This is a genomic window from Gilvimarinus sp. 2_MG-2023 (assembly GCF_030547685.1).
Taxonomy (GTDB): Bacteria; Pseudomonadota; Gammaproteobacteria; order Pseudomonadales; family Cellvibrionaceae; genus Gilvimarinus.
This window is the reverse complement of record NZ_JAUOQM010000018.1, coordinates 43280-65611: the sequence shown is the minus strand read 5'-3', so window position 1 is coordinate 65611 and position 22332 is coordinate 43280. Positions and strand designations below refer to the sequence as shown.

Below are 22332 nucleotides of genomic sequence, written 5' to 3'. Positions count from 1 at the left end.
ACCGAAACTGAATATTTTTGAGCTCATCAACTATGTCACGCATCCTTTGCTGTATTTGTTCCTCAACTCTTTTTTTCTTAACAGCTTGCAGTGGCTACGAAATGTCGGTCAATGACAATGTCCTTTATAGCCCTAAACCATTGCTGGCAGACATTAAAGCGGCCGACCCAAGCTTACAGTCGTGCATTCGACAGACCATTGAGGATGAAAAAATTCACACAAGCAGCCAACTCACTCGTCTGCGCTGCAGTTATGCGGGTATTGAGTCAGTGGTGGGGATAGAGCAATTTTACGCCTTAAAGGAATTGGATTTATCGAACAATACTATAGAAGACTTAGGCCCCATTGGGCTACTAGGCAAGCTGACAACACTGGATATAAACCACAATAAAATCATTGATACCAAGCCACTAATAAATTTATTACGGTTGAGCGACTTGAGATTAACCGGCAATCAAAAACTATCGTGCGATACCTTACGCAAAGTATCGGAAACTGTGTATGAAAATAATGGCCATCTTGAACAGCCCGAACATTGTATGTAGTCGCTATCGGCTAGCCAGCAAAGGCTAAGCCTATAGTATTGCGATGCTGACGCACTACCCGCATTTTCACAGGCTCAGCATTAATCGGCCCCACTACCTTACGAAACAAAACCTGAACCTCCGTCCCCAAAGGCGGGTTGGGTTGATTTTCAATCATCACTTGGGCTCCACCATCGGAAATGTCAGTGGTAAACCCGACAATAGTACCAATGCTGGGGTGAGTCATTTCAACCCGAATGCTGCGGGTAGTTCGCTCGTGTTGACGACGCTCCATGGCGACGATATCTCCTCGATTGCGATAATGGCTTAATCTAAATATAGCAGAATTCACGCCGCTACTGCAGCGCATGCCCAGAGGTCAGCTCTATCCAGCTGAAACCTTCATCCTGACAGGCATAGCACACCTGTTTAACGTTTTCCGTCACTGGACTTAAAGCCGCTTGTGCAGCGGCCAAAGAGTTGTTTTTTTGGCTGATATGAGCGATCACCAGCGCCTGCAGTTTTTCCGTATTGACGCGCTGTAAAAACCCCGCCGTTTGTTGATTGCTCAGGTGCCCCCAAGCGCCTCCTACCCGACGTTTCAACGAGGGTGGATAAGGGCCACTCGCCAACATAACCGGATCGTGATTGGCCTCAAGCAGTAGAGCATCGCAATTGCGATAACGCTCCTCGACATGTGGCGAGATGCTTCCCAAATCGGTCAGTACCCCTAGGCAAATATCGTTGGCATGAAATATAAATTGGGCAGGCTCACGCGCATCGTGCGGCACAGGAACAGGCTCAATTTTAAGTCCTGCTAGAGTGAATTCCCGATAGGCTTCAATAAGATGCAAATGGGGAATAGAGCCAAGATCGCGGCTGTGATAAGTGCCGGGAGTCATGTAAACGGGGGTTTTATAGCGCCGCGCCAAAGCGGCCACTCCTTTAATATGATCACTGTGTTCGTGAGTGACCACCAGAGCGGTTAAGTCACTGGGGTGACAGCCAAGTTTTGCCAGTCGGATCTCGGCTTCTTTCATGCTAAAACCGCAGTCTAATAATAGCGCGCCATGACTCCATTCAATGACGGTGCCATTACCTTGACTGCCGCTGCCGAGCGAGGCAAACCTCATAATGAGCTCAATCGCCAGATCGCCCAGGATTAAATTAGGTTAGTTCGTAACACCGTTAACAGTTGGCGAGCCAAGCGCGGCTCAAGCCTTTTGCCGTAAGCATCGCGCAGATGAATCGTATAGTCGCCACTGCCACCTTTTACAAACAGCAAATAACCGGGCGCATCTGGAAATTGGCTTTCCTTTTCAGGTGCCGACAACGGGGCTGTCACAAAAGCATCGCCACTGGGAACCTGCGTTAATAACTGCTCTACTGTATAAGGACTTTCATGGACGATTTTTTCATCACCAGAGAACCAACCACTGAACCAACCTTCGTCTTCAGCTTCGGGGGATTCAAAGTGCAAATAGTACACGTCCTGCCCTGCTGCACTGTCATAGATGGCAAAGCCATTTTCTTTCATGGCGTGAAACAGTGTTGCTTTGGCCCGGGCTTCATTAAGACGTAACTTCATAACCGGTTCGCTGGCTTCCACCACCAATCCAGATTTTGCTTCACCGCCGATCGCTTGTGCCAACAATGAGGTACCGCCTAAGGTAGCATCAGCTGCTAGGGCCGCGGCCATTTCATCCAACAACCAAGATTCTCGCTCTTTAGACGTTGACGCTTGTGGCCACTCGGCCGATTCCGGTGGTTTATCTCCGGCCACCGATTGGTGCAAAATATGAATTTCACTGGTCTCAGGTTGTACGCCCTGATCTATCTGCACCCGATATCGATCGATGGTGCTTAAATCTGTTTTGAACTGCAACCAGTGACTGTCGATAAGACCACGACTGATATCCGCGCTGGCGACATCGACATTATTCTCATTCAAGAAACTTCTCACCCGAGGCCATACTTCGCCCGGAGAAACATTCATTAACATCCAGCGCTCTTCACCTAAACGTTGAATTTTAATGTTTTCTTGCATTAAATTCGTGGCTAATGGCTCTGGCCGCGGGACATCATTGTCATAGCTGGTCGTCTGCTCAAAGTCAGTTTCGATCAGCGGGGGTATTGGATAGAGCTTACCCAAACGCTGGTCGCTCATACCTTCGGGGACTTTAATCGGCGCGATTTTATCGGCCTTTTGATAATCGCCACCACGGTTGCGAAAATAGCCGTCGTCGCCACCGAATACGCCGCAGGCAGAAACCAGCAACATCAAACTAAATACCCCAACCCGTCGAGCTAATGTTTTTATCATAGTGACAATTTCAATTCCGCTTAAATCAAGTCTGCATTGTGCAGTGCCGCTCGCACCTGCTCATGGTATTGCTCGGACAAAGGCGTCAAAGGCAATCTGATACCGTTTTTGCACACACCCATCTCCACGAGTGCCCACTTAACCGGTATCGGGTTTGCCTCCAAGAAAAGCGCTTTATGCAGAGGCATTAACTCGGCGTTAATCAGTCGAGCTGCCTCGGCGTTTCCGGCAATGGCTAACTCACACATTTGAGCCAGCTTACCGGGTATGACATTCGCCGTGACAGAAATATCCCCATGACCGCCAAGAATCATCAATTCTACTGCGGTTTCATCATCACCCGAGATGATTTTAAAGCCTTCTGGGGCATGATCGATAATAGCTTTGGCTCGATCCATATCGCCGGTGGCTTCTTTAATACCGATGATGTTAGGTATTTTTGCCAGTTCCAGCACGGTTTCAGGCTGCAAATCCACGGCGGTGCGGCCCGGCACATTGTAGAGAATTTGAGGGATGTCTACCGCCTCAGCAATGGCCTTATGGTGCAAGTACATGCCCTGCTGGGTGGGTTTGTTGTAATAGGGAGCAACCAGCAAACAGGCGTCAGCTCCAGCCTCCTTGGCCCCCCGGGTCAGCTCAATAGCCTCTGAGGTTGAGTTCGCACCAGTGCCGGCAATAACCGGAATACGGCCCGCTACCCGCTTGACCACAAACTTAATCACTGCAAGGTGTTCATCCACATTCAAAGTGGCCGACTCGCCAGTGGTACCCACCGCCACAATGGCGTGTGTGCCCTGCTCTAGGTGCCAATCCAGCAGGTGGGCTAAGCCATCCCAGTCAAGACTGTTATCGCCATGCATCGGGGTTACCAGGGCAACCATACTGCCTTGAATCATAGTTACTCCAAATCGGTAGGCGCACCGGGCGGTCGCCACTTTCGACCGAGGCGATTCACCTCGATCACAGGTTTACAATTTGGCGTCATGTTACGCACCGCTGGGGGTAGAGACAAGCGCCCGTTAGCTCTTTTTAAACTCCAACATCCGCCGCAATGGACGCATGGCCATTTCAGCGAGTTCGGCATCGACAAAAATCTCATTGTCGGTACGATCAAAAACATCCGCCAGATTGTCCAGCGCGTTCAACGCCATCCATGGGCAGTTAGCACAGCTGCGACAAGTGGCTCCACTACCAGCGGTAGGCGCCACATGGAACGTTTTATCCGGGCATCGCTGCTGCATTTTGAAGAAAATACCCTGGTCTGTTGCCACAATCAGTTCTTGATTGGGCAATGTTTCAGCGGCCTGAATCAGCTGGGAGGTGGAGCCCACCACGTCGGCCAGCTCAACCACACTTTGCGGAGACTCTGGATGAACCAACACTGCCGCTTCAGGATATAGGGTTTTTAAATCCTCAATGCCTTTGGCTTTGAACTCTTCGTGCACAATACAGGCCCCATCCCACAACAATACGTCTGCGCCGGTCTGCTTTTGCACATAGGAGCCCAGATGCTTATCGGGCGCCCATAAGATTTTTTCACCATTTTTATCCAAGTAATCAACCACATCCAGCGCGATACTGGAGGTCACCACCCAGTCGGCACGCGCCTTAACGGCGGCAGAGGTGTTGGCGTACACCACCACGGTTCGGTCCGGGTGCTGGTCGCAAAACGCGGCAAACTCATCTGCAGGGCAACCAATGTCCAGTGAGCAGGTAGCCTCCAGGGTTGGCATCAGCACGCGCTTGTGGGGGGTCAGAATTTTGGCCGTCTCCCCCATAAACTTCACCCCGGCCACAATCAGGGTATCGGCTGGGTGCTCTTTGCCGAAGCGTGCCATTTCCAGCGAGTCGGCAACGCAGCCGCCAGTTTCCTCAGCCAATTCCTGAATTATAGGATCGGTATAGTAGTGCGCCACCAACACCGCATTGTGCTGGGTTAGCAGGGCTTTAATTCGCGCCTTGTAGTCACTCCTTTCTTGCTCACTTAATTGCGCGTGAGGGTTAATGCCAGCCAGGTGCTCCACCACGACCTGACGGTCAGCGGCGAGAGACTCGATTTTGGCGGTTTCAATAACGTCACTGGACATAATGTAATTACCCAAATAGCCCCGCAGATTGTGCGGGACGGGTTGAACTATAAGCGGGACATTCTACCACAGCACCCGCTTTTTTCGCTCTATTCACCCGCGCGCAGACTGAGCGCAAAGCAAAAAAAAACGCCAAGCCCCAAGGGCTCGGCGTTTTATATGGTGGGTCGTGCGCGACTCGAACGCGCGACCAATTGGTTAAAAGCCAACTGCTCTACCAACTGAGCTAACGACCCATAAAACTGACATACACTGTAATTCTAGTAAACACTTAAATCGGCAGCGCTCAGTAAACTGCCAATCTTTGAAAATGGTGGGTCGTGCGCGACTCGAACGCGCGACCAATTGGTTAAAAGCCAACTGCTCTACCAACTGAGCTAACGACCCAACTGACATTAAACGCGCTGTTCAGCGTCCAAATCAGAGGCGCACATAATAATGATTTAAGCAGAAAAAACAAGCAATTTTTTGCTTTTCTAGAGAATAAACCACAACTGATCAATAACTTACCGATGCGGGCAGTTTTTCAGCGATTTTCCTCAAGCTCTGCCACAACCAGCATTCAACACCGACTAACGATAACGGGTAGGGTCGCTCACGCCCGCCTGTTGGAAACCCACCTTACGCAACCGACAGCTATCGCAGAGACCGCAGGCACGACCGTCATCATCAGCCTGGTAACAGGATACCGTCAGCCCGTAATCGACTCCTAATGACAGCCCTTTTTGTACAATTTGAGCCTTGGTTAAGTCGATTAACGGGGTTCGTATCTTTAAGCTGTGCCCTTCTGTGCCTGCCCGGGTAGCCAAATTAGCCATTTTTTCATAGGCGGCAATATAATCTGGCCGGCAATCTGGGTAACCGGAGTAATCAACCGCATTGACACCAATAAAGATATCATCCGCCCCCAGTACCTCCGCCCAACCCAGAGCAATGGACAAAAATACCGTATTGCGCGCAGGCACATAGGTCACAGGCACGCCTTGTGTTTCATGCTCTGGCACTGCAATTTTATCGTCGGTCAGTGCCGAACCGCCAATTTTGCGTAAATCCAGGTCGATAACTTTGTGCTCAATGCTGCCCAGTGCTTTAGCGGCTCGTTCTGCGGCCACAAGTTCAGCTCGCATACGCTGACCATAATCAAAGCTGATGGTGTAACAGGTAAACCCCTCGCTGCGGGCAATGGCCAAAGCGGTGGTGGAATCCAAACCACCCGATACCAAAACAACGGCTTTTTTCTCGCTCATAGCGTCTCCAACAACTAACGTTAATGACCCGGCGTGTCATCCCACAAAATTTTATGTAACTGCAACTGAAAGCGCACCGGAAGATTGTCAGTCACAATCCAATCGGCCAAATCGCGTGGATTGATCTCACCAAAACTGGGCGACATCAAAATATCATCGACCCGCTCAGCAAGCTTATACTCATCCAATTTAAGGCTTGCCCACTGATAGTCTTCCCGCGAGCAAAGCACAAATTTTATTTGATCTCGCCGCCCCAGATACTCTAGATTTTCCCACAGATTACGACTGCTTTCACCCGAGCCCGGAGTTTTCAAATCCATCACTTTAACCACACGCTCATCCACATTAGCCAGGGACATGGCGCCACTGGTTTCCAGCGACACCTGATAGCCCTGATCGCAGAGTTTGGTCAGCAACTCGGGCGTACCCGGCTGAGCCATTGGCTCGCCCCCGGTAACGCACACATAGCGCGCCTTGTATGACGCCACCTTTTCCAGCACCTGTGCAAGCATCATACGCTCGCCGCCGTAAAAGGCGTACTCGCTGTCGCAATAACCGCAGCGCAGCGGGCAACCCGTCAGGCGTACAAACACGGTCGGCAAACCGACTGTGTTTGACTCACCTTGCAGCGAGTAAAAAATCTCGGTAATTTTAACGCTCGTTTCACTCATCAATTCTTCACTCAAATCCGGCTGTCTGCTTTCAGGCTGTCGTTGCAAATGCTATTCTAATCGGCTTCGTCATAACTCGCGTCTACTGCATGAAACTGGTCAAATCCAAAAAGGAACAGCGTCGGGAACTTGAGGCGCAAATTCGTGCCTTTCAGGCTCGCGGTGGTACCGTGTCTGAAGTGCCACGCGGCCAATCGGGCCGCGATACCGTCAACAGTCCGCTACCCCATGTGTTTGACAAGAAAGCCGAGCCAGAGACACGCACCCCGGTCAGCGACGAGATTGCCGCCATAGAGGAGCGCAAAAAACCGCAAACCTCAACCAAGCAGTCCCGCCCAAAACAATCCAGGCCTCGCAAAAAACTCATCTACGATGAGTTTGGCGAACCCTTGCGTTGGGAGTGGGTAGAATAACCCCATGACTGACTGGTTAGCTTATTAGGTCGTATTGCTCACGCAGCGTGTCGATAATCTCTTGCTTAGGATTTGCCGATACCTCTATGGTCTGGCCGATCACTTTTTCCGCAATGCCCAGATACGTTTGCGACACCTGCATCAATACAGCCTCAGGCAAGGCATTGTTTTCTGCCAGAGCCTGCCTTTCATCCATACGATCTTTGTTAAGCAGAATGTCGGGGTCGGGGAAGTGGTTCAATAACAATTGGCGAAACGCCTCTTTCGATTGCTCCACAACCTCACCGGCGCGATAACTGGGGCCGTCCCATATGCGTGAGGAGTCGGGCGTACCTACCTCATCGGTATAAATTAGCTTGTCGTTACCAGCGGCGTCTGTGACATAGCCAAACTCAAATTTGGTATCGACAAATATTTGATCCAGGTCGTTTAACGCCTGACTGATCACGGCAAAACCGTCTTTCAGCAATGTCTCATACTGCTCAATATCGCCTTCTGACTTAAAGTTGAAAGCCGCAAAATTAGCAGCGATATCTCGGCGGGTAATATTGACATCATCCACCTCTGGCACTCCCGGAATTCCTTGCAGAATACCTTTAGTCGAGGGGGTAATGAGCAGCTCAGGTAGCTTTTGATCTTTGCTTAAACCGTCCGGCAATTGGATACCGCAAAACTCGCGCTCACCTTTAGAGTAGGCGCGCCACATAGAGCCGGTAATATACTGCCTGCAGATCGCCTCGATTTTTACCGGACGCGCTTTTTGCACAATCCAAACCAGTGGGTGAGGAATATCCAAAATATGGCTATCGGCCAAACCCTGCTCGCGAAACAACCGAAACCAGTGGTTGGAGATGGCATTGAGCGCCGCACCTTTACCCGGCACACCGTTCATACCGCCCTCACCATGCCAAATACAATCGAAAGCTGAGATTCGGTCACTGATTACCATAATCGCCAAGGGCGCATCAGCGGCAACGTCATAGCCTTTATCGGCAATCAAGCGGCGGCTATCCGCTTCGGTCAACCAATAAACCGAACGCACCTTACCGCTATGAACCGGAAGCTGGGTGCGAATGGGAAGATCGTTGTTAACCGCCAGAACCCTGTCAGCAAGATTCATAAGAAATTCCTGTCGATGCAGATCGAAAAACGGGCGATAATAGCATATTTCAACCGCGTTGAAACGTGCCCATCGCCTCTTGGATATCCGTGAAAATAATTAATAAGTGCCCAACTCAGCGCAAGTAAAACGCTGCGACGGCCGCGCTACAACCAGTCTTTACGCTTAAAGTACCAAAGCGGAGCAATGGCTGAGGCAAGCATCACTAAGGTGCCGGTAACGTAGCCCCACTCCCAGTGCAAACCCGGAATAAATTCAAAATTCATCCCATAAAAGCTGGCCACCACCGTGGGAGGCAGGAAGATCACCGCGGCAATGGAGAAGGTTTTAATAATTTGGTTCTGTTCAATATTGATAAAACCTTGAGTAGAATCCATCAAGAAGTTGATTTTATCGAACAAAAAAGCTGTGTGGGACATCAAGGTATCCACATCGCGCTTGATTTCTCGGGCGGTTTCTTGCAATTCAAAATGCTCGCGCAAATGACGCTGCAAAAATGAGATGGAGCGCTGCGTATCCATCAAGCACAAGCGGATTTTACCGTTACTGTCTTCCAGCTTAGCGAGCCTGTCGATCGCATCTTCTAAATCGGCATCGTCATCTTCCAGCACGGTATGACTAACATCCTCCAATTTACGATGGATATCCTCCAGCACGTCGGCAAGGTTTTCGACCTTTTGTTCAAACATGGTAATCAAGAGATCTTGCGGCGAATGGGCCTGCACCTGCCCTCTGCGAGCGCGCATCCTAAGCAAACGAAAGTCTGCCAGCTCGCCATCACGCAGCGTCAGCAGGCGCTTTTCCTGCAAAATAAAAGCAACCGTAGTCGTGCTGTGGCGCCCTTCAGTGGGGGTCAGAAATAGGGAGTGAACATGAATACCGGCGGAGTCCAAAAAATAACGCGCCGAAAACTCAATCTCTTCTACATCGTCCGACTCGGGCAGCTCAGCACGCAAAAATGTATTGAGCTGCTCTCGCTCTTCATCAGTGGGCTCGTGCGCATCAATCCAGACAGCCTCTTGCATCGCCGAATGCACATTATTCGGGTCAACATTTTGGTCGCGCAGTTTGGCATTTTGAATATCAAACATTCTCAGCATGTTTAGCTCTCCCGGCCCTAGCAATATTGCCCACCCCGCTCAGATTTTCTAAGCGGGCCTAGCCTTTTATGTGATTAAGTCTACGCAGCTTTTTCCAGCTCTGCCTACCCATCAGTGATTTCTTTTGCGCTTTCTTTGCCTAGGTGGATAGGGCGTAACCTCCCCCTCTGGCCGGGTTTTAAACCGCCTGTGCACCCACAAGTATTGACTCGGATAGCGGCGCACCACCGACTCGACCACTTCGTTCGCCCGCGTAGCATCGAGCACATCGTCACCACTAGGAAAGTCTGCCAGTGGCTCTTTAACACGCACGTGGTAAATTCCTTGCTCATCACGCCAGTGCTCAAAAGGACACACTACGGCGCGTCCCATACGCGCCAAACGAGCAGTTGCCGTTACCGTCGCCGCTGGCACTCCAAAGAAGGGAGCAAATACAGTATTACTCCTCCCGTAATCTTGATCGGGGGCATACCAAAGGCGGCGCCCCTGGCGCAATCGCCTGACCATTTGCCGAACATCGTCACGCTCAATGGCGGCTCCCGACAACCTCTCTCGCGCACGCGCTACCGCATCAGCCAACAGCGGATTGCGATCCACCCGGTACACCATGTCACACTCAATATTCAACCCCATCACGCGACCGGCCATATCCAGACTGGTGTAGTGACCACCAAGCAGCATCACACCTTTACCTTGCGCCTCAAGTCGGCGAAGAATATCCAGGCCCTCAAAGGTGTATAGATTGCGAAACTTGCGATCCGGCGCCCAAAGTGCAACCGCAGACTCAATAAAGCTCAACCCCACGTTGCGTAAAATCTCACGTACTCGCTGCTCTTTTTCTTGAGCACTCAGCTCGGGAAAGCACAACGCCACATTAATTCGGGTAATTTCACAGCGCTCGGTAGCAAAACGGTAAAACAGCTTACCCATCAACACCCCTAGCGCGCGGGTAACCGGCAACGGCAAATACGCGATAAGCACCAGAACACCTAGCCCAAGCCACGTCCCCCAGTATTTAGGGTGTGTATAACCGCTTAACGATCGACGGGATGATGAATCAGCCATAGAGATTTGCCTTCCTACTGCTATCGGGGCTTAATCGCGCAAACGTCGTTGCACCAAGGGTAAATCGGCAGAGATTATAGCAGGGCGACATGGCATTGTGTCCCCTATCAGGCCTGTCTTATTGGAGTTGTCACCCTCAACTCTGTTACTGTTGGCACATAATTGGCGTGGAGATAAACAGTGCAACAAACTAACGACAAAAAACTGCAGGCACTCAGCCAGCGCATTGACGACAACCATGGCGAGCTGCAAAAAAAATTAGACGCGCTTTATCAAGAACGCGAGAAATGCAGTGGCCCACAGCGCGAAGAAATCGAAGAACAAATAAGAGCTCTGCGCAACCAAGAAATTCGACTGCTAAAATCCAAAAAAGCAGCCTGGATGGCGCACTGGTTACGAACAGATGGGGAAGTGGAAATCGTCGAGCACCCTTATCGCAAACTGGGAGCGACCTTAATGATTCTCTGCGCTATCGCACTAGCGGTTCTGGGAGTATACGCTTGGAAAATTAACAGTTAACGACAGTATGGATGAGATTAGAGAATAAGCAGAAAAGAAATGGGCAGCGCCCGGAACGGGAGCTGCCCCAACAGGAGCATGAATCAATCAGAAGAATCGGCGGGAACGACAGACTCAACAAGCGTCTTTAGTTCACCACTGTCAAACATCTCGGTCACAATATCGCAACCGCCTACCAGTTCACCGTTCACCCACAATTGCGGATAAGTCGGCCAATTGGCGTACTGCTTTAAACCTTCGCGGAGTTCAGGGTTTGAAAGTACATCCACGTACGCAAACCGCTGACCGCACGCCATCACTGCCTGTGAAGTACGCTGTGAAAATCCACACTGAGGTGCGTTAGGTGATCCTTTCATGTACAAAATCACCGGATTTTCAGAAATCTGTTGCTTGATGGTATCTACGACGTCCATAGACAAAATCTACCTCTATACTTCGGATCGGAGGGCTAAAATGAGCCTGCATTTGAGCCTAACACGGGTGGGTCAAAAAGAATCCAGAATAACCCAGCGGCTTACTCAGGTATTCTATTCTACCGCACTGCAGCACCTGATCCAAATTTACGTCGCTAGCATTCCCTGCGACCGTTGCGAAGAACGGTCTGTATGGACAGTTGATTCAGGCCAAAGCCTAACCAACTCATCATTACAGTCAGAACATCATACCCCAACTGAAGCTCAAATGGGACTGCAAAAGGTGAATAAATTACCAATTTTGGTCGATATTTGCGCTTTTTTACCTTAAAACAGAACGCAAATTTTAGTCACTCGCAATGACAGCGCTATCATCTTCGGGTCAGAGTCAAACCCACACTAAATTGTCGCCCTGGGGCCGGCTCAATGGTTCGACCGCGACTCTGATTGACAATAACAGAGCCAACGATATCGTCATCCAACAAATTGCTGCATTTAACCCACCACTCCCCCCGCCAACGGGGCGCCTCCCACGGCGAGGTTAAGGCCAGATCCCAAGTCATTGCGCTGGGCACGCGTTCATCGTTGTCATCCGAGGTCATCACCCCCGATCGAAACCGCCCCACCACTGCTATCTTTAAACGATCCCCAAGAGGTTGCCATTCCCACTGCGAGTAGATATTGGTGCGAGCCACCCCGGGAATAGCGTGATTAGCGTAGGGGCCTGCGGTGTATTCAGCATTCAACCAAGTCGCCCCCAAGCGCCAATCTACCGAGCTACTGAGTTCAGCATCTAGCATCCACTCCAGCCCCTGGCGCTCAGTATCGGCGCCGTTACGGTAGGTCGTGCGCCCACCGGTTGACTGATCCACCACTAATTCGTTGCGGGTTCGCACCATAAATGCCACCAAGCTGCTCTGCCAGCGCGGCTTTTGCACTCGCCACCCCAGCTCGGCCTGGCGGTTGCGCGCGGGCACCAAATCTTGATTAAAGCCACTGCCCTCGGGGCGATAGGCCAGCTCGGTAAGCGTCGGCGCGCCAAAACCGGCCCCCAGATTGCCAAACAAGCGCCAGTGCTTTTCGCCGTAACTGACGCCGGCAAAATACGAGGGCTCCGTAAAGGTCAGCTCACCCGAGTCATCCGGGTTGCCCTCAGTGAAATAATAATCTTTAACGTCGAAACTCACTCGACTCACACGCCCGCCACCGCGCAAGCGTAAGCGCTCGGTAGCCGACCAAGTAACTCCGGCAAACAAATCCGAATTGCTAACAGTATTGTCTTCATCGCGTTGAAGCTCGCCGCGCAAGCCATAATCGTTGATAAAACCGCGTCGGGCATCACTCATCACCCCCAACTCAGCCCCCAGCAACCCTTGCCATGCACCAAAATCTCGCTCGGCGATGGCATTGCCACCGGCGAACTGACGCTGCAAATCAATAACGGCACCGCCGCTGTCTACTGCATCGCCAGCAAAACTTAAAAATTGCTCGACCTGGCGGTCACCAAACCAAACCGAGCTTTGCCAGCGCCCCCATGAGTGGGGTTTATTAGCACTGACCGAAACTTGACGGTGGCGACTGGATTTACGCGGGTCGAACAAGGTTGCCACAAGGTGGACTTGGCTGGGGTCTTCCTGCCACTGCTCATAGGTAATACCTTGTGGGTCCTGGCTCAACGGGTCGCGACTTAAGTCTAACCTTGCCACCACATTGAGCCCTTCCTCCCCTTGGTAATACCACTGCGCAGCGAGTTGCTCACGCTCGGCACTGGAATGCTGACGAGAACCGTCAGCGGAAAAGGTCCGGGCGATTACACGCGCGGCGTGCTGCTCGCCCACCCAAGAGGCTTGCAACTGATAGCGGCGCTCGCCAGCCGAACCCGCAGCCGCCGAGAGGCTGGTTTCGCTCACCTCAGGTGATGCGGAGTAGAACGCGATGCTGCCCCCGGCCCCATTGCCATACAAAGACGCCAAAGGCCCTCGCTGAACCTCCACTCTGTCAATGCTATCAAGTAATAAGCTGGACGTTTGGCTCTGACCATCGGGCATCGTTAGCGGCACACCATCGACTCGAAGATTAATACCTCGCACCCCAAAAGCCGAGCGCGCACCAAAACCTCGAATTGACAGTCGCGTATCCTGAGCAAAATTAGAACGGCTATCGGCTTGCACACCGGCAAAGCCTGCCAAAAGTTCAGCGCTGTCTTGCCCCATGCCTGGTGTTTGACGCCGAGTGTCAAGCACAGCCACAGCCCCCACCGCCTGCTGCCAGAGGCCTTCGCTATATCCCGAGGTCACCACCACCGTCTCGATGGCGGGCTCTGTCTGCTCGGATACTTGTTGCTCAGACGCAGTCACATCAGAGCCCGATAGTGCCGCCTGCGCCAAGCTGGGCAGGCAGACCACCGAGAGAAGGAATAAACACGATGAGTGAATCGGGGAGCATCTCATTAAACTACTGACTCCATAAATAATATATTTAAGATTCGAGCCGCCGCTTGGTTAGGTGAGTCGCACTATGATTCAGAGGGTCTTCAGGCCAGGGATGCTTGGCGTAGCGACCACGCACTTCGCGGCGGACCTCAGGATACACTTCTCGCCAAAAGAAGGCTAAATCTCGGGTAATAGCCAGTGGCCGCCCGGCGGGGGATAACAATTCAATCGCCAGTGGCACCTGGCTTGCTGGCAGAGAACACTGCTTGGCGCCAAAAAATTCTTGCAGTTTAGCGGCAATACTTGGTTCTCCCAATGGGCCGTCACGCACCTGCGCCTCACAATCCCCGCCGCCCCAATAATTCACCTCAACCTTGCGACCGCTAGGCAATGACAATCGTAACGGCAATGCCTTATCCAAGGCCTGAACAGTTTCAAAGCCTAAGTAGAAAGCCAACCCTTGCTCCAGTGGTAAGTGTGCGATGTCCGACTGCGAATTGAGAAACCCACTCAGCCAATCGTGTAGGCTGGCTTGTAAGCATTCGGCATCCAGTGGCGGCAAGGCCAACAGTTGGTAGCGCTCGGCCAGTCGAGCACGCAGCAATAACGTCAACGCCCCTTGAGCCCAAGGCAGATTCGACAGGCCTCTATCCTTCACGCTTTTTATAATGGCATCGGGTATGTCGTCTGCGGACAAAGGCTGGCGCTGGCTGTCGATCTCTTTACCGCCGAGGTAATAACGGCAAACGCGAAACCAGCGCTTTTTGGCCCCTGTGCCCTGCTGTTCGAGCGTCACCCTGGCCTGCGCCAAATGCCGAATTTGCTCGCGCTCGAGAGACAGATCAACAGCGACTCCGGTCAAAGCGCGGCCCCGAGCCGAAATTTGCAGCAGCAGCGCCCACTCGGCGGTAGAGCGCAGCGCAACGGTTACGCCACTGTTGAGCCGGTAGCGACCATCGCCATCACTGTGGCCTATGCGCTCGGCCAGTACACCAGCCACACACTGGCTAGCTTCGGGCGATAACATGGACCACTCGGCTGAGGGTTTAACGGTAATAGACAATACCCGGCACCAACGGCGCGCCAATGTCTGCCAGCGCCGGTCGCGACCAAACTCGTGGTCCGCTTGGGCCAGCCACTCTTGCACACTCCCCTCACCTGACAGGTCAAAATGCATAGCCAAAGCCAACAGCATCAGCCAGGAAAATGACGGTAAATAGGGACTGGCGTGCAGCAACAGTGCCGCGATACGTGGGTGCGTACCCAGCGCCGAAACCTGGCTACCCAGCCCGGTAATGGCGCCAGCGCTATCGATCAGTTGCCACTGTTGCAAGGTTTGCAACGACTGCTGCAAAGCCATGGCGCCGGGTGGTTCCAGCCATGGTAGCTCTCGGGCGGGCGTCCCCCAATGGGCTAATTGCAGCGCCAAAGGTAGGTAATCGCAGCGGCGTATTTCTGGCAGCGTTTGGGGTGCCAGGGGCTCTGACTCTGGCCACAGGCGAATACAGTGACCGGCCTGCACCCTGCCTGCCCGACCGCTGCGTTGCTCGGCACTGGCCTGCGATATTCGCCGGGTGTGCAATCGGCTGACACCGGTGCGCTGTTGATAATCCGGCTCGCGCACTAAGCCACTGTCAATCACCAAGGTGACATCCGCTATGGTTAACGAGGTTTCGGCAATATTGGTCGCTAAGATAATGCGCGGGCCGGATGCGGGGTCGAGCGCCGCCATCTGCTCGGCACTGCTGACCCGACTGTGCAAGGTAAACACAGACTGGGTCGGGTAGTTGGTTTTCAGTGTCTGCTGACAGCGCTCAATATCACGCCAGCCAGGCAGAAACACCAATAAAGTCTCTTGCTGCCAACCGGCCGAGGCTTTAAGCGTTCGCAGCAGGTGTTCTTCCAGGCGCTCGGGGAATTTCGTCTGAGTTTTTGCCGGACAGTATTCTAGCGCCACCGGAAAACAGCGGCCAGGACTGTACAACGATTGGGCCACTTGATCACGCAGCAGTTGATCGGGCGTGGCCGACATCAACACTAACTGCAAATCATCACGCAGGATTTCCGTCTCCTGCAGAAATGCCCAAGCGGTATCCTGCTGCACCGAGCGCTCGTGAATTTCATCGAGCATTACCGCGGCCACGGCCGTGAGTTCTGGGTCGGCCAATAATCGCTGCAGCAGAACACCCGGCGTCATTACCAGAAGCTGGGTATCTTGATTAAAACGCGACTCAAAAGGCACTTGATAACCCACACGCGTGCCGAGCTCTACTTTCAGTATGGCCGCCAGCCGGTTGGCCAGCGCGCGCGCTGCCAAAATGCGCGGCTGGATCAGCCAAATTTGGCCACGGCTACCCAACGCTTCCAGCACCCACAAAGGCGCCAGGGTAGACTTACCCGCTCCGGGTTCGGCCTCCAACAATAAGCTGCCCTGCCCCAATGCCCGGACAAACTCGTCGCGCAAACTCGCGAGTGGTAAATCAATAACAGAATCCACGATTGCCCCTAGCTGGCCTTGCCCCAACCACCACCGCCTGCGGTGGCAAGAGTCAGTACATCACCGGTTGCCACATCGATCGCAATTTTGGCCGGTAATAGTTCGCCATTAAGTAAGTTTTCTCCGGCTGCGCCGGGCTCGCCGCCCATGAGCCCCCAGGGAGTGTAAGAGCGGCGCTCAGTCAGCAAGGTTAACCGCGTCGGTGCCAAAAATTGGTACTCGCGAATCAGGCCGTCTCCGCCGCACACTTTACCTTTGCCCCCGGAACCTCGGCGCAATTGGTAACGCGTCACCCGCAGCGGATAGTGCTGCTCGAGGCTTTCAATGGGTGTATTTAGGGTGTTGGTCATATGGGTTTGCACACCGCTGAGCCCGCCGCCGTTTTTACCCGCACCCATACCGCCGCCATTGGTTTCGTAGTAGTCCCAGCGCGGCTGCTGCGCTGTGGCATGCGCGCCCATGGCGACATTATTCATCGAGCCGGTGCTGGCCGCCGGAATAAGTTCGGGCAGGGTTTGCGCCAAAGCCCCAAGCACAACGTCCACCATCCGGGTAGAGGTTTCTACGTTGCCCGCCGCCACGGCAGCGGGCCTTTGCGCATTGACCAGGCAACCTATAGGTGCCGTAATTTGGATGGGCCGAAAAGTCCCCGCGCAGGCCGGTGTTTGCGGCGGCATTAAACAACGCAACGCATAAAACGCCGCGGCCGCGGCCACAGACAGTGGACAGTTAATATTGCCGCTCACTTGCCCCGAGGTGCCGGTAAAATCCACCGCCACCCCTCGTTCAGAGACATCAATCGTAACGGCAATTTCAATATCGCTCTGCCCCAGGCCGTCGTCATCCATATAATCCCGAAACCGATAACGGCCTTGGGGGATAACACTCAAAGCGTGGCGAGCCAAACGCTCGGCGTAGTCATTTAAGGCTCGCAAAGAGGTCATATACGAGGCCACCCCTAAGGCTTCAACTTGTTCCGTTAGGCGGTCAGCACCGAGACGACAGGCACTGATCTGAGCGGCAAAATCACCGCGCGCCTGAATACTGTGAGTGGCTTGGCTGTCGGTACCGCACAGACGATTCATCACGTCACTGACCACCTCGTCCCGCCTAACCAATAAAGTGGGGGGAATAATCTCGCCCTCTTCTTGCAGGCAGGTCGATACCGGCATTGAGCCCGGCTCACTGGCGCCGATGTTGGCATGGTGCGCCCGATTGGCGGCAAACCCCACCAGCTGCTCAAAACCATAAACCGGTGCAATAACCGTGACATCGGGCAGGTGGGTGCCCCCCAGATAGGGGTCGTTCACCACCAGCATATCGCCCGGCTGCCAGGGGTGGCTTTCCACGATATCGGCCATGGCGTAGGCCATGCTGCCTAGGTGCACAGGAATATGCGCCGCCTGCGCCGCCAGCTGCCCATCGGGGTCAAACAGGGCGCAGGAGAAGTCCAGCCGATCTTTAATATTGGGGGAAAAGGCGGCGCATTTTAATAAGGCCCCCATTTCCTCACAGATGGCCGATAAGCGGCTGGCAAATACACTCAATTCAATGGCGTTCATAACTCCTCCTCGGGAGGGGCATTCTACGGTATTTGCCAAGCGCGCCCAATCCCTATAGTATCGACTGTTTCGCGGCGATTGTGCGGCGCCAGCTCGCCCTCGCCAATGGTTAAACACCAGCTCTAAGAGCTGTATGTGGCCGCAGTGTTAACCACTGCATTGTCGAAAGTATTTCCTTGAATACGTCCTCGATCTGAACCAACTCACCTTGGTTCCGGCGAAGCGTTTTTTATTTTGAATTTTGACCGTGGAGCAACGTTAAATGTCGACATTGATGAACACCTATGGCGAAAGGACCCTAACCCTAACCAAGGGTGCTGGCAGTCGCGTATGGGACGATGCCGGCAACAGCTACATCGACGCCATCAGTGGTATCGCTGTCTGTGGGTTGGGCCACTCGCACGCGGCGGTTACCCGCGCGCTCACCGAGCAGGCCGACACGCTCTTGCACGTATCAAACTTATACAATATCCCGCCGCAAAAAGCGCTGGCCGATAAGCTTTGTGCCGTGTCAAAAATGGACAAGGTGTTCTTTTCCAACTCCGGCGCCGAGGCCAATGAAGCGGCCATTAAAATGGCGCGCAAGTACGGCAACGACAAAGGCACAGACACCCCTACCATCGTAGTCATGAACAGCGCGTTTCACGGCCGCACCATGGCAACACTGACCGCCACCGGCAACGCCAATGCGCAAAAAGGTTTTGAGCCTTTACTACCGGGTTTTGTCCGTGCGCCGTTTAACGATATTGCCGCTATTGAAGTCTTGGCCGCCGAACACAAAAACATTGTGGCGGTGTTGGTAGAGCCGGTGCAGGGCGAAGGCGGTGTGCGCGTACCCGACGAGCAGTACTTGCCGCAATTGCGCGCCCTGTGTGACCGTCACGAATGGCTGTTAATGCTGGATGAAATACAAACCGGCAATGGCCGCACCGGCGCCTACTTTGCCTATCAGCACTATGACTTTTTACCGGACGTGGTCACTACGGCCAAAGGCCTCGGCAACGGTGTGCCTATCGGCGCCTGCCTCGCTCACGGCCCGGCGGCGGATATTTTTGGGCCCGGCAACCACGGCTCGACCTTTGGCGGCAATCCGCTCGCCTGTCACGCGGCCAGTGCCGTTGTGGACACCCTAACCGAGAGCAACCTAATGGCTACCGTGGCCGAACGCGGCCATCAAATGCTGCAGGCGTTTGAGCAAAAACTGGCGCACAACGACATGGTCGTGGATATTCGCGGCCAGGGCCTGATGATCGGCATCGAGCTGGAACACCCCTGCTCAGAACTGGTCGCTAAAGCGCGCGAGCTGGGCTTACTGATTAACGTGACCGCCGGCAACACCGTTCGTTTACTGCCGACGTTTATTATGACCGATGAAGAAACCGACACCTTAGTCAACGGTGTGGTGGAGCTCATTGCAAACTTTCAACCGACAGAATAAGGCGTCATCATGGTGACTACTAACGCCCCGCAAGCCAACCAAAACGTTCGTCACTTTCTGACCTTGAACGATGTCAGTAAAACCGAGCTGCAGGATATTATTGCCCGCGCCATTGAACTGAAATCCGAGGTTTACGAAGGTCGCGACAAGCCCTTGCTGGAGCGCAAAGTGATGGGGATGATTTTTGAAAAATCCTCAACCCGCACGCGCGTTTCATTTGAAACGGGCATGGCCCAACTGGGCGGGCACGCCATGTTTTTATCCCCGCGCGACACTCAACTCGGCCGCGGCGAACCGATCGAAGATTCGGCCCGCGTACTCTCGCGCATGGTTGATATCGTGATGATTCGCACCTTTGGCCACGACATCATCGAGCGCTTTGCCGCCTATTCCAGAGTGCCCGTCATCAACGCCCTAACCGACCAATTTCACCCCTGCCAGCTACTGGCCGACATTCAGACTTTTGTCGAACAGCGCGGCTCTATGCAGGGCAAAAGCGTGGCCTGGATCGGCGACGGCAACAATATGTGTAACTCATACATTAATGCCGCCGGTCTGTGCGACTTTGAATTGCGCATTGCCGCGCCGAACGGGTTCGCCCCCGATGCCGACTTAGTGGCCTCGCAACAAAACCGCATTAAGCTGTGCGATACCCCGACCGAAGCGGCCACCGGCGCCGACCTGGTAGTGACTGACACCTGGGCCTCCATGGGGCAAGAGGAAGAAAAAGGCGCGCGCGAACGCGCTTTTGCGGACTATCAAGTCAATGCCGAGCTTATGAGCCACGCCGCCGCCGACGCTTTATTTATGCACTGCTTACCGGCTTATCGCGGCAAAGAAGTGAGCGCTGATTTGCTCGATGCGCCCGACTCGGTCGTATGGCAAGAAGCGGAAAACCGATTACACGCCCAAAAAGCGCTGGTTGAGTTTTTGCTCACTCAGTAAGGCCGCCGCCTTCCCAAAATGCTTGGCGGTATGTTTTGATGGCGTACACTTTCGAACAGGTGAACTAAACGCACTATGAGCCACTGGCAAGATTTTCTGCAACAACAAGGCGCCCGCTTTGCAGCCGACGGCGGCGCCAGCTTTCCCGCCATTGATGCCCAAGCGCCCTACCTATGCGATCTAGGCAACACAGCCCTGGTGCACATCAAAGGGGCCGAGGCAGCCAAATTTTTACAGGGTCAAGTGACCTGTGATCTGCGCGAATTAAGCCCGACTCAATGGCTACCAGGGGCGCAGTGCAATTTAAAAGGCCGCGTGATAGCCAGTTTTGCCGTGGCACAAACCGAACCCGAAGCTTTACTGCTGCGCACCTCACACGATTTGGCCGACACGTTTATAACGGGACTGACCAAATACGCTGTTTTTTCCAAGGTCACCCTCAGCCCCGCCGAGGACTGGCAGGCGCTTGGAGTCTGCGGCGCGGGCGCCGAACAGGCACTGGCCGATACTCTGGGGCTGGCATTTGCCGAATCCGAGCGGCTGGTTGTCACGCAGGAGCTGATCGCGTTAAAACACGACACCGATCAAATCGAACTCTGGCTTAAACAAGAGGCCAGCCAAGCGCAGTGGTTAACATTGCGTGAAGCCTTCACCCCCGCGGCAACAGGACAGTGGCAACTGGGCCTGATCAACGCCGGACGAGCGGATGTAACAACCGCCACCAGCGAGCTCTTTACCCCGCAAGACTTAAACTACCCGGAGATAGGCGCCGTTAGCTTTAAAAAAGGCTGCTACACCGGCCAAGAGGTGGTTGCGCGCCTGCACTATAAAGGCAAATTAAAAAAACACCTCTACCCAATTGAGTTTTGTGCCGCGGCTCTACCAGAGGCGGGCTCTGACTTAACCGACAGCGACGGCAAAAAGCGCGGCCAGCTGGTGCAATGGGCAGCGAGGCAAGATAGACTCTACCGTGGGCTGGCAGTTTTACCCGATGAAGACGGTGACGAGCTGTATATTGGTGACCCTCCAGAGCAAGCAAAACGTTTAGACTTGCCCTATGCTATAAAAAACAGCCACAATTGAGATTAACCCCTTAAAACTGAGACAGGACTGCGAATGAGTCAAGTAGTAAATACCGTCCGCCAGGACATTATCGCAGCGATCAAATCTGACAAACTGGTACTGCCCACCCTGCCGGAAGCCGCTCTTAAAGTTCGGGAGGTCGCCGAAGACCCCGATGCCGACATGGACCAGCTGACCAACGTGATCGGTAACGACGCCGCCCTGTCTGCCCGCATCGTCCGCGTGGCCAACAGCCCCCTACTGCGGGCCAACAAAGCCATTGAAGATTTAAAAACAGCGGTCATGCGCCTGGGCATTGCCTATACCTGCAACATCGCCACCGGCCTTGCCATGCAGCAGATGTTTCAAGCCACCTCCGATTTGGTGGACAAGCGCATGCGCGACACCTGGACCCGCGCCAGTGAAATAGCCGGCATCAGTCATGTACTGTGCCGACACTACACCAAGCTGCGCCCCGACCAAGCGACCTTGGCCGGCCTAATTCACAAAATTGGCGTACTGCCTATTTTGACCTACGCCGAAGATCACCCCTCACTGCTGAAAGACAGCCTGACGCTCGACACTGTCATTAATCAGCTGCAAGGGCCCATTGGCGACTTGATTCTCAAAGCTTGGGACTTCCCCGATGAACTGTCCCATGTTCCGTCTCAACACATGAAATTTGACCGCCAAACCGAGCAAGCCGACTACGCCGATATTGTCACCGTTGCCATGCTGCAAAGTTACCTGGGGTCAGACTCACCGCTGGGCAAAGTAGACTACCATCAGGTCAGCGCGTTTAACCGACTGGGCATGGATCCGGACATGCAAATGGCCGAAGGCGAAGATTTGTCCGATGAGATGGAAGCGGCGATGACGTTGTTGCAGTAAACAAAGTCTGACGCTTGAAGTCG

Annotated in this window: 21 protein-coding genes and 2 tRNA genes; 7 read left to right on the top strand and 16 right to left on the bottom strand. The window is 53.5% G+C overall.

Translation table 11 applies throughout. The features are described 5' to 3' along the window. Positions 1–101: 101 nt before the first annotated feature. Entirely contained in the window at positions 102–545 is a 444-nt protein-coding gene (locus tag Q4526_RS03120) for a hypothetical protein (RefSeq protein WP_215975438.1), read from the top strand. Positions 546–555: 10 nt separating this feature from the next. On the opposite strand, the gene Q4526_RS03115 is transcribed toward Q4526_RS03120, so the two are convergent. The 9 genes from Q4526_RS03115 to queE all read right to left on the bottom strand — a co-directional run bounded on the left by Q4526_RS03115 (position 556) and on the right by queE (position 6852). Next, on the bottom strand, positions 556–819 hold the full coding sequence (locus Q4526_RS03115; protein ID WP_215975573.1) for a PilZ domain-containing protein: 264 nt from the start codon (positions 817–819) through the stop codon (positions 556–558). 61 nt (positions 820–880) lie between these two features. After that, positions 881–1657 (bottom strand): MBL fold metallo-hydrolase, encoded by a 777-nt coding sequence (locus Q4526_RS03110; protein WP_215975437.1) that lies wholly within the window; start codon positions 1655–1657, stop codon positions 881–883. Between the two features lie 29 nt (positions 1658–1686). Further along, on the bottom strand, positions 1687–2847 hold the full coding sequence (gene bamC, locus Q4526_RS03105; RefSeq protein WP_215975436.1) for an outer membrane protein assembly factor BamC: 1161 nt from the start codon (positions 2845–2847) through the stop codon (positions 1687–1689). Between the two features lie 20 nt (positions 2848–2867). Then, positions 2868–3743, bottom strand: coding sequence for a 4-hydroxy-tetrahydrodipicolinate synthase (dapA, locus tag Q4526_RS03100; protein ID WP_215975435.1), 876 nt, complete (start codon positions 3741–3743; stop codon positions 2868–2870). Positions 3744–3866: 123 nt separating this feature from the next. Next, positions 3867–4934 carry a quinolinate synthase NadA gene (nadA, locus tag Q4526_RS03095; protein ID WP_215975434.1) on the bottom strand — a complete coding sequence of 356 codons (1068 nt, stop codon included), beginning with the start codon at positions 4932–4934 and terminating at the stop codon, positions 3867–3869. Between the two features lie 160 nt (positions 4935–5094). Next, a tRNA-Lys gene (locus tag Q4526_RS03090) sits at positions 5095–5170 on the bottom strand. 75 nt (positions 5171–5245) lie between these two features. Next, a tRNA-Lys gene (locus Q4526_RS03085) sits at positions 5246–5321 on the bottom strand. Between the two features lie 185 nt (positions 5322–5506). Continuing rightward, on the bottom strand, positions 5507–6181 hold the full coding sequence (gene queC, locus Q4526_RS03080; RefSeq protein WP_215975433.1) for a 7-cyano-7-deazaguanine synthase QueC: 675 nt from the start codon (positions 6179–6181) through the stop codon (positions 5507–5509). Positions 6182–6201: 20 nt separating this feature from the next. Next, positions 6202–6852: a 7-carboxy-7-deazaguanine synthase QueE gene (gene queE / locus Q4526_RS03075; protein ID WP_215975432.1), complete on the bottom strand. Its 651-nt coding sequence runs from the start codon at positions 6850–6852 to the stop codon at positions 6202–6204. Positions 6853–6941: 89 nt separating this feature from the next. Here queE and Q4526_RS03070 point away from each other — a divergent pair, with 89 nt between their 5' ends. Then, the gene (locus Q4526_RS03070; protein ID WP_215975431.1) at positions 6942–7265 is read left to right on the top strand and encodes a hypothetical protein; all 324 of its coding nucleotides are present in this window, start codon (positions 6942–6944) and stop codon (positions 7263–7265) included. Between the two features lie 16 nt (positions 7266–7281). On the opposite strand, the gene Q4526_RS03065 is transcribed toward Q4526_RS03070, so the two are convergent. The 3 genes from Q4526_RS03065 to lpxL form a co-directional block, all read right to left on the bottom strand. Continuing rightward, entirely contained in the window at positions 7282–8385 is a 1104-nt protein-coding gene (locus Q4526_RS03065; protein ID WP_215975430.1) for a phosphoribosylaminoimidazolesuccinocarboxamide synthase, read from the bottom strand. A 146-nt stretch (positions 8386–8531) separates the two neighbouring features. After that, positions 8532–9485, bottom strand: a complete 954-nt coding sequence (gene corA, locus Q4526_RS03060; RefSeq protein WP_215975429.1) for a magnesium/cobalt transporter CorA — start codon at positions 9483–9485, stop codon at positions 8532–8534. Between the two features lie 111 nt (positions 9486–9596). Next, complete coding sequence (gene lpxL / locus Q4526_RS03055; RefSeq protein WP_215975428.1) at positions 9597–10550, bottom strand: LpxL/LpxP family Kdo(2)-lipid IV(A) lauroyl/palmitoleoyl acyltransferase; 954 nt, start codon at positions 10548–10550, stop codon at positions 9597–9599. 180 nt (positions 10551–10730) lie between these two features. On the opposite strand from lpxL, the gene Q4526_RS03050 reads away from it, so the two are divergent. Beyond that, a complete protein-coding gene (locus Q4526_RS03050) occupies positions 10731–11069 on the top strand; it encodes a hypothetical protein (protein WP_215975427.1) in 339 nt (112 codons plus the stop codon). 83 nt (positions 11070–11152) lie between these two features. Here the strand turns inward: Q4526_RS03050 and grxD are convergent, their stop codons facing one another. The 4 genes from grxD to Q4526_RS03030 all read right to left on the bottom strand — a co-directional run bounded on the left by grxD (position 11153) and on the right by Q4526_RS03030 (position 17973). Further along, the gene (gene grxD / locus Q4526_RS03045) at positions 11153–11482 is read right to left on the bottom strand and encodes a Grx4 family monothiol glutaredoxin (protein ID WP_215975426.1); all 330 of its coding nucleotides are present in this window, start codon (positions 11480–11482) and stop codon (positions 11153–11155) included. 371 nt (positions 11483–11853) lie between these two features. Then, a complete protein-coding gene (locus tag Q4526_RS03040) occupies positions 11854–13932 on the bottom strand; it encodes a TonB-dependent receptor (protein WP_215975425.1) in 2079 nt (692 codons plus the stop codon). A gap of 28 nt (positions 13933–13960) precedes the next feature. Then, positions 13961–16411 (bottom strand): ATP-dependent helicase HrpB, encoded by a 2451-nt coding sequence (gene hrpB, locus Q4526_RS03035; RefSeq protein ID WP_303609522.1) that lies wholly within the window; start codon positions 16409–16411, stop codon positions 13961–13963. Positions 16412–16419: 8 nt separating this feature from the next. After that, complete coding sequence (locus Q4526_RS03030; protein ID WP_215975423.1) at positions 16420–17973, bottom strand: hydantoinase B/oxoprolinase family protein; 1554 nt, start codon at positions 17971–17973, stop codon at positions 16420–16422. Between the two features lie 262 nt (positions 17974–18235). Between Q4526_RS03030 and Q4526_RS03025 the strand changes: the two genes are divergently transcribed. The 4 genes from Q4526_RS03025 to Q4526_RS03010 all read left to right on the top strand — a co-directional run bounded on the left by Q4526_RS03025 (position 18236) and on the right by Q4526_RS03010 (position 22309). After that, positions 18236–19411, top strand: a complete 1176-nt coding sequence (locus Q4526_RS03025) for an aspartate aminotransferase family protein (protein ID WP_215975422.1) — start codon at positions 18236–18238, stop codon at positions 19409–19411. A 9-nt stretch (positions 19412–19420) separates the two neighbouring features. Next, positions 19421–20356, top strand: coding sequence for an ornithine carbamoyltransferase (gene argF / locus Q4526_RS03020; protein ID WP_215975421.1), 936 nt, complete (start codon positions 19421–19423; stop codon positions 20354–20356). Positions 20357–20431: 75 nt separating this feature from the next. Continuing rightward, positions 20432–21439 carry a folate-binding protein YgfZ gene (locus Q4526_RS03015; RefSeq protein WP_215975420.1) on the top strand — a complete coding sequence of 336 codons (1008 nt, stop codon included), beginning with the start codon at positions 20432–20434 and terminating at the stop codon, positions 21437–21439. Between the two features lie 33 nt (positions 21440–21472). Then, positions 21473–22309, top strand: coding sequence for an HDOD domain-containing protein (locus tag Q4526_RS03010; protein WP_215975419.1), 837 nt, complete (start codon positions 21473–21475; stop codon positions 22307–22309). The last annotated feature ends 23 nt before the right edge of the window (positions 22310–22332 follow it).